The sequence below is a fragment of the Glaciecola sp. MF2-115 genome, from assembly GCF_047250385.1.
Lineage (GTDB): Bacteria > Pseudomonadota > Gammaproteobacteria > Enterobacterales > Alteromonadaceae > Glaciecola.
Map to the genome: position 1 here is coordinate 76,381 of NZ_JBLBVM010000043.1, position 14,112 is coordinate 90,492.

A 14,112-nucleotide genomic window follows, 5' to 3' on the forward strand; every position below is an offset into this window, starting at 1 on the left:
TGCACAATTATTAACTGTAAATATACTAGCGATACCATTGGTTTTTTCACAGTACGAAATTAAACAGGATTTTTAATGAAAGTAACAGTTTTCGGCATCGGCTACGTAGGCCTTGTGCAAGCAGCAGTTCTAGCAGAAGTAGGCCACGAAGTAGTTTGTGTCGACGTAGATCAAAACAAAGTTGATAACTTAGAAAAAGGAATTATCCCGATCTATGAGCCTGGTTTAACTCCCTTAGTAACATCTAATTTTGAACAAGGGCGAGTTACATTCACAACGAACGCAGAACGCGGTGTAAAGCATGGTGAAATAATATTCATAGCTGTCGGTACGCCACCTGATGAAGATGGCTCAGCTGATCTTAAATACGTACAAGCAGTTGCCGCAACCATTGCAACTCACATGCAAACGCACAAAATTATTATTAATAAATCGACAGTACCCGTAGGCACTGCTGACAAAGTTATTGAAACCGTATCCTCCACACTGAGCAAATTAAACAAAGAAGTCACTTTCGACGTCGTGTCAAACCCAGAATTCCTAAAAGAAGGCGCCGCAGTAAACGACTGCATGCGCCCAGATCGCATTATCCTCGGCACGGAAAGTAAACACGCAGAAAAGAAACTTCGCGAGCTATACAGCCCATTCAACCGTAATCATGACAAAATTATCGTCATGGATGTACGCAGCGCTGAGTTAACTAAGTACGCTGCTAACTGCATGCTAGCCACTAAAATCAGCTTCATGAACGAAATGGCTAACTTAGCTGAGTTAATGGGAGCTGATATTGAAAACGTCCGTAAAGGAATCGGTAGCGATCCCCGCATCGGTTATCAGTTTATCTATCCTGGTTGTGGCTATGGCGGTTCTTGTTTCCCCAAAGATGTGCAAGCGCTCGTTCGCAGTGCAACAGGCGTTGGTTATACGGCCAAAATCCTAGAAGCGGTTGAAGCTGTTAACTACCGTCAAAAAGAAAAACTATTTGATTACATTATGGATCATTACAAAGGTGATCTTAAAGGTAAAACCATTGCTTTATGGGGCTTGTCGTTTAAGCCGAACACAGATGATATGCGAGAGGCTTCATCGAGAGTGTTAATGGAAAAGCTTTGGGAGCAGGGCGCAGCTGTGCAAGCCTACGACCCGGAAGCGATGGAAGAAACTCAACGTATTTATGGTTCACGCTCAGATTTGAAATTGATGGGCACAAAAGAAGCGACTCTTTCAGGGGCAAGCTGTTTGGTCATTTGCACAGAATGGCAAGCGTTCAGAGCGCCTGACTTTAATCTAATTAAAGAGCAGGTTTCAGATGCCGTAATTTTTGATGGTCGTAATTTATTTGAGCCAAGTCTAATTTCGGAATACGGATTGCATTACTACGCTATTGGCAGAGGTATGTCTGTCAAAGGACTTTAGTTAGCGATGTAATTAAACACTTTGGCGAAATGCTATCGTGGGTTGAAAAATATAAGGAATGTGTAAAAGATGAGTCAAGTCAAAAAGGCAGTGATACCTGTAGCAGGTTTGGGCACAAGAATGTTACCTGCGACGAAGGCAATCCCAAAGGAAATGCTTCCTGTTGTTGATAAGCCTTTAATTCAATATGTCGTAAATGAATGCGTTCAAGCAGGCATTAAACAAATCGTGCTTGTAACTCACGCCAGTAAAAACAGTATTGAAAACCACTTCGATACGTCGTTCGAGCTTGAAGCAACCTTAGAAAAGCGTGTAAAACGCCAGCTACTTGATGCGGTTAAGGCTATTTGCCCTAAAGACGTGACCATTATGCATGTTCGCCAAGGCGTCGCTAGTGGGCTAGGACACGCCATAATGTGTGCATATCCGTTGATAGGTGACGCACCATTCGCAGTCGTTTTACCCGACGTTATTATCGATGACGTCGCAAGTAATCTTAAAAAAGATAATTTAGCCGACATGGTAGCGAAGTTTAATACTAGCCGAGTTAGCCAAGTCATGGTTGAACAAGTGGCGCAAGAAGATGTGTCAAAGTTTGGTATTGTTGATTTAGAAGGTAAGCAGTTAGCTCCGGGCGAATCATGCAAGATGCATAAGATGGTTGAAAAGCCTGACTTGGAAGATGCTCCTTCAGACCTTGCTGTTGTGGGCCGTTATGTATTATCGGAAAAAACATGGGATTTACTGCGTAAAACTCCTCCGGGTGCAGGTGGTGAAATACAATTAACCGATGCTATCGATGCACTGATGGAGCATGAGCAAGTTGACGCATACTACATGAAAGGCAAAAGCCATGATTGTGGAAGCAAGTTAGGTTACATGAAAGCTAACGTCGAATATGCAATGCGTCATCCTGAGTTAGGTGAAGAATTCACTGAGTATTTAAAAACACTGTGATGCGACATCAATTGGTCTGGCATTTAACTCAAAAATTGTTAAGTCGAGGCAGTTCCTAGAATAAGAAAAAACAACCGAGCCCCACCTCGGTTGTTTTCATTCAGCCCAACTAAAACAAGCTAAATCCTAACCAAATCACTAATCTTAGCCACCATCTTCACCCCAATCCCCTTCACATTAACCAGCTCATCAACGCTTTTAAACCCGCCGTTCAATTCACGATACTTCACAATTTGCTCTGCCTTTTTCATGCCAATTCCGGGTAAGCGCGTTAAAGTTTCCGCATCCGCAGTATTAATATCCAATCTATCATCTACCGACTGGCTTACTGCAGCGGCAGGAGCCGCATCTGCAGCTTGCGCTGGCACAAAAGCACTAGCCGAAAGTAGAGCAGCACTAAGTACTAAATATTGTAATTTTTTCATGTTAATTCCTTTTAATTTTTGAATGTTTGTTCACATTTGTTTTTTGAATACGCTAGACATTATTTACCTTAAAAAGGCTTAATGTTTTAGCGCACTTCTCTAGCTTAGATAAAGTAAGCTTGTTTGATAACTGACTTGAGGGATAGTTTGTATCGCTTAGTAACAGGATAAAATTCTATGGGGTTTTGCCAAACCTATCTACATTGATAAAGCATGAACTGATAAAGCTCGAATTTATAAAGAATAAATTAGTCGGCTTAAAAAACAGAATCAGCAAAGAAAAATCCACACGCATAAAAAAGGAGAGCCAAAGCTCTCCCTTAAACAATACTCAATATCAGCACAATATCAATTCTGAACTAATCGCAACAAAACAACGCTGACGAGTATCTTTATTACAACCTGCCTAACTGCTCTAAAAAGCAATCAAAGCCGCTTACAAACGCTCTAACACAGCCTCAGTAAACTCATTCGTACCATGCTCACCACCAAGATCGCGAGTAGTGCGGTCGCCCGACTCAATCACATCTTTCAGTGCTGCACGAATACGCTCAGCTTTATCCGCCATATCCAAATACTCTAGCATTTGAATAGACGCTAAAATAACAGACGTTGGGTTCGCTAAATTCATACCTGCGATATCCGGCGCTGAACCGTGAACGGCTTCGAAGATAGCGCAGTCTTCACCAATGTTCGCACCTGGAGCCATACCCAAACCGCCAACTAAGCCAGCGCAAAGGTCAGACAAAATATCACCGAATAGGTTGGTGGTAACGATCACGTCAAACTGATGTGGGTTCATCACCAATTGCATGCAGCAGTTATCGACAATCATTTCTTCCGACTCAATGTCAGGATAACGCTCTGCAACTTCTCTTGCCACTTTCAAGAATAATCCTGAGGTTGACTTAAGAATGTTGGCTTTATGCACAGCTGTTACCTTTTTGCGGCCTTCTCTGCGGGCTAGCTCGTAAGCAAAAACAACAATCTTCTCTGCGCCTTCGCGAGTGATTTTACTCATTGCTTCTGCTTCGTTACCGTCTTCAGATACTGTCTGGCCTAAACCTGAATACATCCCTTGTGTGTTTTCACGCACGGTAATGATATCGATGTCTTCGTAACGCGCTTTGGTACCTTTGAAAGACAATACTGGGCGAAGGTTAGCGTAAAGTTTAAATTGCTTACGTAAACTCACGTTGATAGAAGTAAAGCCTTCTCCAACGGGCGTTGTTAATGGGCCTTTCAGAGCCACTTTATTTTTGGCAATTAGGTCGAGTGTTTCTTGTGGTAATAACTCACCGTGATTTTCTAAGGCCATTAATCCTGCATCAGCGTATTCGTAATTGAAGTTACAGCCGACTTTGTCGAGAATTCTTATTGCTGCATCGATGATATCTGGGCCGATGCCGTCACCGCGTATTACAGTGATGCTTTGTTTAGTTGTATCCATGAAGTGCACTCCAGTGTTCTGTCGTTAGAGTTTAGTTAAGCTGAGATGAGATGAAAATGAGGCATCAAGCTAACGAAATAATTTCGCGCGCATTTTACAACAAGCAAGACGCTAGTGATAGCGTCTATTGCCAACATTCACAAGGCTTATACCGATTTTCGGTGTACTTACTTGATCATAGCTTAATTTTGTAACATGGTTCATATTTACTGCCGGGCAGTTTCATCCGACCTTGCTCAACAAAGGATTGCAACAAAGTATCCATTTTCTGCATAAGCGCAACATCACCCGTGAGCTCAAAAACGCCATGCTTTTCGATTTCGGCAATTCCTTCAGCTTTCACATTTCCTGCTACGATGCCGGAAAAGCATTTACGCAATGTTGCGGCAAGCGAAGCCTTGCCTTGATCAAGTTTCAGATTCAGTCCACTCATATTCTCATGTGTCGGCAAAAATGGCGTTTGAAAATCCTCAGATACGTTTAAGGTCCAATTGAAGTTGAGTGAATCACCTGTATTACGTCGATGTTCTTCTACGCTCACTTTTTGCTGCGCCATTAAGCTGGCCACCTCGGCTGCATTTCCAACAATAATCGTATATTTTGATTGCGCTTCTGGGCCTAATATATCACCCACAAATTGGTCGATTGCTTCAAAGTAAGCCTTACTGTTTTCTGGACCGGTGAGTATGAGAGGAATTTTTTGGTTCTTATTACTATCGTCCATTAGTAAGCCTAGCAAATACAACAGTTCTTCTGCGGTACCAGCGCCACCAGGGAAAATAACGATGCCATGAGAAATACGCACGAAAGCTTCTAAGCGTTTTTCTATATCGGGCATAATAATCAGTTCATTCACAATCGCATTTGGCGGCTCAGCGGCAATGATACTTGGCTCTGAAATGCCTAAGTAGCGCCCGTTTTTATTACGTTGCTTGGCATGGCCGATGGTTGCACCTTTCATTGGTCCTTTCATGGCGCCGGGCCCACAACCTGTGCAGATATTGAAACCACGCAAGCCAAGTTCATAACCTACTAATTTTGTATATTTGTACTCTTCCTCTTTAATAGAGTGGCCACCCCAACAAACAACCATATTCACAGGGTTATCACGTGAAATAGCGTCTGCATGACGTAACATATCAAAAACAATATGAGTGGTTAAACTGCTAGGCGAGTCAATCAAACTACCAAAATTAGCGCTGTGCTTTGTGCCCATATACAACATGTCGCGAAGTACAGCGAATAGATGTTCGTGCACACCTTTAATTAATTCACCATCCACAAATGCCACTTCAGGTGGATTAATCAATTCAATTTTCACGCCGCGTTCGCGACGAACCAGCCTGACATCGAAATCACCGTAGGGTGCAAAAAGATTATGGTAATTATCTTCTTCTACACCACTGTTTAGCACTGCCAAACAGCAATTTCTGAATATTCCATATAGCTCACTTTGCGTCGATTGTTGTAACAGGCTCACTTCCAATTGTGATAGTTGGCTCATCCAGCCAACCGGGTTCAATTGCACTATTGTCATTCATTATCCTTAAATATCGTTTGGTTTCGCCCTGAGTCTTTTGCTTTGTATAGACGAGTATCTGCTTGCTCGAAGGCTGCTTCTAAGTTCGTGCTTTGGCTAATACTACTTAAGCCACTCGATAGTGTGACGGTAACACGCTGACCTTTGAATTTAAAAGGTAAGCCCGAAATTTTCTTGCGTATCACTTCCACTTTTTCAAATGCTTCTTCAATGGTGGTTTTAGGCAATAACAATATAAATTCTTCGCCGCCCCAACGAGCGACAAAGTCTTCTTTGGGTAAGTATTGTCTAATATGCTTTGCGATGACTTGCAGTGTTTTATCACCTACTGAATGCCCATAGGTGTCATTAATTTTTTTGAAGTGATCGATATCGAGTATACCAATACACAGCGGTGTGCCTGATTGTTTAGATTGCTTCACTTCAACTTGTACTTTCTCTTCATACGCCATTCTATTAGGCAATTTAGTGAGTTGGTCCGTTAATGCTGCTGTGCGCTGAGTAAACAACTTTTCTTTATACGCTAAAGCCTCGGACTCAAGCGCTACAACTCGTTCCTGCATTTTCTTTAATACTTCAATGCTGGCAGATTGTTCTTTTTGCTCTGCAATTGCGGAGGCCTTCAGCGAAGCCTGCATTTTTTCAAGGTGTTGCTTGGCTTGTTCTTTCAGTTCATCCAACTGCTGACTGTCTGAAACGACAGTTTCCATTACCGTAATCTGCTCTTTTATTTGAGTATTGTATTGGTCGCGTTCTTCTAAACGCTTTTCGGAATCGGCAATAGTCGTTTTGATGTTGGCGTTGATATGAATGAGCGATTTGTGCAAATTGCTGATCAGGCGGCTCGTGGCGCTCGCTTCTTTTATCACATCGCGAATAACGAAGCGTATCATGATCAAACAGCACTCAAGCAACTCCTTGTGTTCAAGTCCAGTGTTAAGCTTTTCATAAACTTCTTGGATGTGCTTATCGTCTTTATTGCCAACATAGAAAGGGGCGATAAGCTCTTTTAACTCTTGAGTAATGCTATTGTGCAGCGCTAGTTGCTCTGGCGTTTGGCTTTTGTTGCTTTGAGCGCCGTGTTGTAGGGCCTTATTATACAAGAGCAGTGCTTTTTCAAACTGCGCTAGTGGAGCAACGACGGCATTTTTATCGGGTGAAAGTGCACTTAGAAATTCATTTACTTCCTTTCGCACATCAACGGAGACATTCTTAATATTAGTGAGTTTTTTTAAGGCGTTTTGCAAATGCGACACGGAATCGAGATTGCGTTGTTTAAAGAACTTGGTATCTTTTTTCAGTTCAGCATTGAGTTTGCCAATTATTTCCGTGGCGCCGTCATAATTTGGCTTACCCGACAATTGCTTCTTTAACATCGCAAGCTCTTGGTCGAATGTCGGGTTAGCGCCTTGGTAGAAGTTTGCCATATTCACAATAAAAATCGATAACTTGTCCAAATATTGGCGCGCTATCATTAATTGTTTTTTCGGCGAAACTTCGGTCATATTGTATCCCTTATTGCCTAGCTAATCGTGCGTCCTGATAGGGCGCTTCAAAATTAGAACGAAATGGATTGATGTCCAATCCGCCACGTCGTGTGTATCGAGCATAAACCGTCAGCTTATCTGGTTTACATTGTTGTAAAATATCATAAAAAATACGTTCAACACATTGTTCGTGAAACTCGTTGTGTTGTCTGAATGAGATTAGGTAGCGTAGTAAACCTTCATGCGAAATTGGGCTGCCCGAGTACTTAATGAGAATGCTACCCCAATCTGGCTGATTAGTAATTAAACAATTCGACTTTAGCAAATGGCTTACTAAGGTCTCAGACACCTCAGTTGCTGAAACATCGGCAGCATCTGGCTTCAACAATTCAGGTGTAATATCAAAGTCGGTGATTTCAATATCTAGTTCATCAATGCATGTGCCAGAAAAAGCGCCAAATTGGATCTCATCGAATTCGCTCGACGGTATCACATGCACAACTACTTCGGCACCTGCACATTCGCTCAGGTCTTTCTGAAGCACCTGGCTAACATCATCAATACTGACAAACTTGCTTTGATTCAAGCTATTCAAATACAGCTTAAAAGACTTCGACTCAATTAAGTTAGGTGAAGTAATTGGCACTTCACAGCGTAAAATAGCCACTTGCGGTTTACCCTTGGCATTCAACCATGAGAGTTCGTAACCGTTCCAAATATCAGTTCCGTGGAAGGGCAGGTCTGTAGGCAGTTTAATTGTGTCGCGGCTCATTGAGCGAGGCACACCTTGCAACAAGCTATTGTCGTATTCTTGGGCGTATTCTACTTTTTTGCCAAGTGATAAATGTTCCAATGATGTCTCCTATGGGCATCGAAAAAATCTTAATTAAAATTCATTTGAAGTTTGTGGCTCTGTGTTAGTAAAACGGCTAAATATATTGAGTGGCGGTTTTAGCAACAAAGCTATACTTCGTTAAGTGCCTAATTTATCATGTTTAGCTTGATGTCGGCACATGATGTTTTTCATTAAACAAAGTTTTTGTGTGTAAGGCATTTAATTAACCCTAATAATTACGTCGTTCTAATAAAAAAGGTGCACAAACTCATGTCTACACAGATCGTTGACAGCCTCGATTCCTTCATCAACGCCTATATTGATCTTGCTGGCGATGACAAACGCGAGCTACAGACTGATTTTGATGCCGATTGGCCATCACCTTGTTTGCTGGCTACTGATGACGAACTCGCTTTATTAGCGGATGGAGATTCAACGACTTGGCGGCCGCATTTGCAAGCAGCAAGCACACACTTGGGCGATTTAGCAAAGGCACTTGAGATCAACATACATCCAGATTTAGAAACCTTATTCTGTCGTTACTACAGCCACGACTTGCCGGCGGTTACTGACCGAGGTGAATTGGATATACTGCAAGCTTGGAATGAAGATGATTTTGAACGTTTGCAAAAGAACCTGATTTCTCACGTGTTAATGAAACGGCGTTTGAAGCAAGCAGAAACCTTATTCTTTGCCACCACGGATCAAGAAGACTTCATCATTGTTATGGATGTTGCCAGTGGTAAGGTAATGTTGGAACAAGTCGGTAAGGTGCCTAAAGAAGTTTTGGCAGATGATTTGCCTAGTTTTATTCAGACCCTTCGCCCGCGAGACTTAGTCTTAACCTTTTAAGTTCAGCACGTAAGCTTGCAACTTCACTTTCTAAAACGCTGACTCTGGTTGCTAAGTCTTTGGTACTTGCCTTTGGCGCCGTATTCGTTTGTGTGACGTCCTGTTTGGTAACGGTGTTCTTATTGTCTTTCCAGTAACTCAGCCCTTTTATGATGGTCGGTATAGGAAGAGGCGACAGCAACTTCGCTTTTATCATTCCTACGCTCGGTTTCTTGCCTACTTCATCGAGGGAAATGCAGGTATTAACAACTTGTTGTAGATCTGAGTTCATTGTTTTTACTAGAATTGACTAACTTATTAGCCATTCTGACCACCTTTTGGGTGAATGGAAAGGGCTTATTCAGTTACAGTTCACAATGATTCATTTAAGATGTTGATAATGTTAGTTATTTCAATGTTGGTCTGAAACTTGTTAGTAACTTACTAAAATTGGCGAGTCGGCACTCCATTAGTCGATGGCACTTTGCAAATTATACTTAAAAATTGAAATTTAAAATTAAAAAAGGAAAACACATGAAAGCACTACTTCTAACTTCTCTTTTGGCGGGCACATTTTTACTTAGCGGTTGCGTTATCTCAATTGACGAAGATAGTGATGATGGCTACAGAGTTTCTAGCGGAGCTAGTTGGGAAAAGAGTGAAAAAAGGAACCGTCAATATATTGCAACTGCCAGCACTGGCGTTTCAAAAGCATCAGTTGTTGATAAGTTAGGCGCGGCGGATTTTAATGAAATGGTTAGCAATGATGGTGATTCAGTACAAGTTTTATACTATAGAACTCAACGAGTTGATGATGATGGGATTACAACTAAAAACGAATGCACGCCGCTAGTGTTTGTAAACAACAAACTTGTTGGTTGGGGCGAATTGTCTTTAGCGAAGTATCTATAAGACTCAGCTTAATTAAAGTTTAAGCAAAACTTTTCTATTTAAGAAGCTGTCTAAGAAGCACATAACTTGTGACTATTAGACGGCTTTTTTGCATTTTAAGCACTTGAATTAGCTGTTTATGTTTCAGATCAATGGCTTTGTGTTAAAAAAATGTTAGCGTATTCTTGAGAATGTTTTATTGTATATATAAAGCAACAAGGAACAGACTATGAGCACAGCTACTTACCAACCTAATATCGATGACATCAGAGCCGTTTATTTAGGTGCCGACGACTTGAAAGTTGCCGCATCTATTTTGTATAACGCCTATTTCGATGATCCTTTGTTTAATGACATTTTTGACGTTGAACGCGAAGGTTATGAGAGCCGTCTGCGCTCTGCTATTAGGGAAGAGCTGAATGCCTTTTGGGATGCTAAACAACCCATGATTGGTTTGTTTGAGCAAGGCCGCTTATTAGCTGTTGCTTGTCTGATTAGCCCCGATGCCGCATTTGGTGCTGGCCGATATTGGCATTGGCGTTTAAAGATGCTGTTAACCGCGGGCTTCTTAGGTACGAAACAAATGATATCTAAAGAAGAAAAGGTAAGAGAGTGTATTCCTGCGAAGGACTACCATATGTTGTCATTTATAGGCGTGCATCCTGATCACCAAGATATCGGCCTTGGCCATATTCTTATGCGTGGCATTGTTGGCTTGTTGCAAGAAGACAATAAGACCGAAGGTGTGGGTGTTTTTGTTACCTTAGATAAATGCTTGTCATTCTTCGTTGATGGTCATTTTGAACTAGTGAAAGAGTTAGAAGTAGGGCAAATTACCGGTAAAGTGATGTTCAGAAAGAAGCTGGATAGCTAAAGTAGGATTATATTTGTAAGAGATATCGTACAAGCATGTGAGCTAAAGAGGCTTTGTACGATAGCGTATTTCATCGAGAATTTAAAAAATCCAATCAAATCAATAACCCAAGTTATACGTTGTACAAAAAATAACAGATCACTGTCAGCATAAAAAACTTTCGTATGTAGTAAAAATAATTCCACTTGCTATTATTATCCCACCTTACGGAGACGTCTTCAGGAAGAAAGTGTCAAAGGTAAAGGAAGGTTTCAGGATGAAACTAACAGGATAGGGAAGATTAAGGACAACTTCAGGACGAAGATTTTTTGCAGGAAGGACTTGCATCAATTAAGGATTCAAGGAAAAGGGACCTACACACGGAGTGTTGCCTGCTTAGGATGAGTGGGAGAAAACGGAAAGGGGTGTAAAGGACTTTATATGGATGTTGTATAAGCAATGGAACGCTGAGAGGGATGCTCAAATTTTATAAAAAAGGCAAAAACATGATGTTTTTGCCTTTTTTATTTCTAGATTAAGTTTCCCTACCGTCATTACGGCCTCACAACGTCATTACGGCCCCACAACGTCATTACGGCCTCACAACGTCATTACTGCCTCACAACGCCATTACTGCCTCACAACACCATTACTGCCTCACAACGTCATTGTTGCCCTCTAACCCTCGTCATTGTTGCCCTCTAACCCTCGTCATTGCTGCCCATCCCTCGTCATTGCTGCGAAGGCAGCAATCTCCCAAAATCAACAATAAGCTTACCCGAAATGTACGACAACAAGGCGCTGGCGATTAGAATGAAGACAACGCGGAAAATGATGCGAGACAGGTTTTGGAGGTTGCTGCCTTCGCAGCAATGACGAGACTTGGGGCAGCAATGACGAGTAAGGGGGGAGCAATGACGAGTATAGGGGCAGCAATGACGAGGAATGGGCTGCAATAACGAGGTACGGAGCTTAGCTTACAATCTAATTAATTTTATACGCTGGCAGGTTCATCTCAATCACTTTATTCCCAAAGCTTGTCATTGTGCCGATATAGGCGTCTGAGCCGCTGCTGCTAAACTCAAGTTGATACACAACTTTCCAGTCAAGCTTGCCTCGGTATGCTGAAATTCTTGTTGAACGACGCGCCAATGATAAAAACTGAAGGTTGTTTTGCTCGCAGTATTGATTGGCGTATCGAATACTAAATTCGGCTATTCCACGTAAACGCCAATATTGAAAAGCTATCCAACAGATACTCAGTAATATTACCAGCGAACCTAGGGTCATTAATTGGCGCTCTTTTGTGGTGAAACGGTTTGATACAAACTGGCGATAGCATTGGCTATATCCGTCGGTAAATCCTGCTTGCGCATTAGCGTCAGCAAGCCAATTCTTGTTTCAGGTACTTGCACTAAATCGGCATAGATACCCCTAAATAATTGATAAGAGCTATCTTGCGCTATGACTTTCGAAAAGTAGTTCATTAACAATGTTTGATCTGTCAGTAGTCGAAAATGACGACCGGCAATAATGACTAAACATTCCGTGTCGGGTTCACCCTCATTCAGAAGTTTGTTAATAAATGAGCTGACCTTTTGTTTATTCTGACTGCCTTTGAGTCCTCTTAGGATCATATGCTGTATCTCGGCATACTCAGCACTACTATATAAATTGATCAGACTATCGGTGAACGCATCATCATAGGCGCTGTTTTCAAAACTACTGCACAAGGCTGTTAACACTTGAACAGGCAAGGCGGCCAAATTCTGTTCCAATGCCTTTGCAATGTCATCTGTTTCAATGTGAGCAGCTAAATCGGCAATATCCTGAAGAGCAAGCTCTTGCCATGCATCTGAAGTAGGGTTTTTAACAAACTCGATTGCTTTGTTTAAGCCATCTCTAGCGGGCAAAGCAAGATCACGACGAATAATCGCATTGATATCCGCCAACTGTTGCTGTGAAGGCGTGAAGATAAAAGGGTTCTCTGGCAGTTGACCGCCTTTTTCCGCGCTTTTTTCTAGCTGACTGCCTAAGGCTTTCACCACTGCTTCCAAAAATTGATTACGTGCAGCTTGAACCACTAACGAACGTTCATCGATAGGCAGTTTCACAAACCAAATATATTGTTCTTGGCTTAAATTTTTGTTCCAGAAAACAACCGCGAACCAAGCTTGACCAGCACGAGGGCAGGGTACTGGTAACTTGTTATTTTCCAAGTCCAAAAATGTTTGAGCGTCCATTAGCTCAATACCGCGGCCCATATCATAAACACGATAATCGGTGCCTGCGTGCAACATAAATTCGCTGATTGTATCTATTGTGTGAGCTGTCATTGGCAATATTGCTAGTGGATTTGCCGCGCATTGTACCAAGTTAGCCTGAATCTACCAACGAATGGCTGATAAAAAAGCACCTTACACTTGTGCCAATGTCAGCTTTTAGTGTTACTTTCATGCATTGATTACTCGTATTAAGAAGTGCTCTTGGTTAAACTGCACGGGCTGTGTCACTGGGCTGAGTCATTGAGCTGAATCATTTTAATATGACGCAGTGCAAAAGTAGCTTATGTTTCGCCTTGAAACGGCAACTACGAGGCGACACTTCCAGTGGCAACAATAGCGCGGAAAAAATAGAGCGGCAACATTAACGCGGCAACAATAGCGCGGCAACATTAAATTAGATTCACATACATTCGGTAAACAAAAATTGCTTAATATTTTATATCAAGACGAAGACATCGTTGTTGTTCACAAGCCCGCTAATATGCTGGTTCACAAGAGTATGATTGATCGTCATGAAACTGAATTTTTGATGAAGATACTACGTGATCAGATTGGGCAATACGTTTACCCGGTGCATCGTTTAGATAAACCTACTTCTGGAGTCATTTTATTTGCACTTTCGTCAGATATTGCACGTGTACTCGCTCAACAATTTGAAGAGCATACCATTCAGAAAGAATATCATGCGGTTGTTCGTGGCTTTGCGCCAGAGTCTGCATTTATCGACTATGCTTTGAAAGAAAAGCTAGACCCGATCGCCGATAAAAAAGCGAATAAAAATAAAAAAGCTCAAGACGCGCAAACACAAATGCTAAAGCTGGGTGAGTTGGCCTTGCCTATACCAGTTGGGCGTTATCCTGGCGCTCGCTTTTCCTTGGTGAAGTTGTTCCCCAAAACAGGTAGAAAGCATCAGTTACGCAGACACATGGCCCATATTCGCCACCCCATTATAGGCGATACAACACACGGCGATGGTAAACAGAATCGATTTGCGAGGGACGTACTGCACTTCAGCAAACTCGCGCTTTGTGCAACGAAGTTGAGTTTCGTACATCCCACAAGTGCAAAACCAATCGTTTGCGAAACGGCGTTTGAGGACGACTTTCAGGCCTTGGTAGACCGCTTTCCTAAAGCCTAAAAGG

At 42.0% G+C, this 14,112-nt stretch carries 14 protein-coding genes; 6 read left to right on the plus strand and 8 right to left on the minus strand.

The window, feature by feature from the left end; translation table 11 throughout:
* Positions 1 to 75: 75 nt before the first annotated feature.
* Both ACKLNX_RS05300 and galU read left to right on the plus strand, forming a co-directional pair.
* Positions 76 to 1,416, plus strand: a complete 1,341-nt coding sequence (locus ACKLNX_RS05300; protein ID WP_412971525.1) for a UDP-glucose dehydrogenase family protein — start codon at positions 76 to 78, stop codon at positions 1,414 to 1,416.
* Between the two features lie 69 nt (positions 1,417 to 1,485).
* On the plus strand, positions 1,486 to 2,373 hold the full coding sequence (gene galU / locus ACKLNX_RS05305) for a UTP--glucose-1-phosphate uridylyltransferase GalU (protein WP_412971526.1): 888 nt from the start codon (positions 1,486 to 1,488) through the stop codon (positions 2,371 to 2,373).
* Positions 2,374 to 2,492: 119 nt separating this feature from the next.
* Here galU and ACKLNX_RS05310 read toward each other — a convergent pair whose 3' ends face one another.
* The 5 genes from ACKLNX_RS05310 to queF all read right to left on the minus strand — a co-directional run bounded on the left by ACKLNX_RS05310 (position 2,493) and on the right by queF (position 8,128).
* Positions 2,493 to 2,798: a ComEA family DNA-binding protein gene (locus ACKLNX_RS05310; protein ID WP_412971527.1), complete on the minus strand. Its 306-nt coding sequence runs from the start codon at positions 2,796 to 2,798 to the stop codon at positions 2,493 to 2,495.
* Between the two features lie 436 nt (positions 2,799 to 3,234).
* Positions 3,235 to 4,248, minus strand: coding sequence for an isocitrate dehydrogenase (locus tag ACKLNX_RS05315; protein ID WP_412971528.1), 1,014 nt, complete (start codon positions 4,246 to 4,248; stop codon positions 3,235 to 3,237).
* Between the two features lie 175 nt (positions 4,249 to 4,423).
* A complete protein-coding gene (ppnN, locus tag ACKLNX_RS05320) occupies positions 4,424 to 5,785 on the minus strand; it encodes a nucleotide 5'-monophosphate nucleosidase PpnN (protein WP_412971529.1) in 1,362 nt (453 codons plus the stop codon).
* Positions 5,782 to 7,293, minus strand: coding sequence for a diguanylate cyclase domain-containing protein (locus ACKLNX_RS05325; protein WP_412971530.1), 1,512 nt, complete (start codon positions 7,291 to 7,293; stop codon positions 5,782 to 5,784). Before ACKLNX_RS05325 ends, ppnN begins: the two co-directional genes overlap by 4 nt.
* A gap of 10 nt (positions 7,294 to 7,303) precedes the next feature.
* Positions 7,304 to 8,128 carry an NADPH-dependent 7-cyano-7-deazaguanine reductase QueF gene (gene queF / locus ACKLNX_RS05330; RefSeq protein ID WP_412971531.1) on the minus strand — a complete coding sequence of 275 codons (825 nt, stop codon included), beginning with the start codon at positions 8,126 to 8,128 and terminating at the stop codon, positions 7,304 to 7,306.
* A 252-nt stretch (positions 8,129 to 8,380) separates the two neighbouring features.
* On the opposite strand from queF, the gene syd reads away from it, so the two are divergent.
* Entirely contained in the window at positions 8,381 to 8,962 is a 582-nt protein-coding gene (gene syd, locus ACKLNX_RS05335) for a SecY-interacting protein (protein ID WP_412971532.1), read from the plus strand.
* Here syd and ACKLNX_RS05340 read toward each other — a convergent pair.
* Complete coding sequence (locus tag ACKLNX_RS05340; RefSeq protein WP_412971533.1) at positions 8,919 to 9,233, minus strand: hypothetical protein; 315 nt, start codon at positions 9,231 to 9,233, stop codon at positions 8,919 to 8,921. The two genes, syd and ACKLNX_RS05340, sit on opposite strands and share 44 nt — an antisense overlap.
* Positions 9,234 to 9,475: 242 nt before the next feature.
* On the opposite strand from ACKLNX_RS05340, the gene ACKLNX_RS05345 reads away from it, so the two are divergent.
* Complete coding sequence (locus ACKLNX_RS05345; RefSeq protein WP_412971534.1) at positions 9,476 to 9,853, plus strand: DUF3192 domain-containing protein; 378 nt, start codon at positions 9,476 to 9,478, stop codon at positions 9,851 to 9,853.
* 208 nt (positions 9,854 to 10,061) lie between these two features.
* Positions 10,062 to 10,706, plus strand: coding sequence for a GNAT family N-acetyltransferase (locus ACKLNX_RS05350; protein WP_411692929.1), 645 nt, complete (start codon positions 10,062 to 10,064; stop codon positions 10,704 to 10,706).
* 963 nt (positions 10,707 to 11,669) lie between these two features.
* Here ACKLNX_RS05350 and ACKLNX_RS05355 read toward each other — a convergent pair.
* Both ACKLNX_RS05355 and ACKLNX_RS05360 read right to left on the minus strand, forming a co-directional pair.
* The gene (locus ACKLNX_RS05355) at positions 11,670 to 11,975 is read right to left on the minus strand and encodes a DUF3301 domain-containing protein (RefSeq protein WP_411692928.1); all 306 of its coding nucleotides are present in this window, start codon (positions 11,973 to 11,975) and stop codon (positions 11,670 to 11,672) included.
* Positions 11,975 to 13,021 carry a DUF3549 family protein gene (locus ACKLNX_RS05360; protein ID WP_412971535.1) on the minus strand — a complete coding sequence of 349 codons (1,047 nt, stop codon included), beginning with the start codon at positions 13,019 to 13,021 and terminating at the stop codon, positions 11,975 to 11,977. Before ACKLNX_RS05360 ends, ACKLNX_RS05355 begins: the two co-directional genes overlap by 1 nt.
* Positions 13,022 to 13,394: 373 nt before the next feature.
* On the opposite strand from ACKLNX_RS05360, the gene truC reads away from it, so the two are divergent.
* A complete protein-coding gene (truC, locus tag ACKLNX_RS05365) occupies positions 13,395 to 14,108 on the plus strand; it encodes a tRNA pseudouridine(65) synthase TruC (protein ID WP_412971536.1) in 714 nt (237 codons plus the stop codon).
* The last annotated feature ends 4 nt before the right edge of the window (positions 14,109 to 14,112 follow it).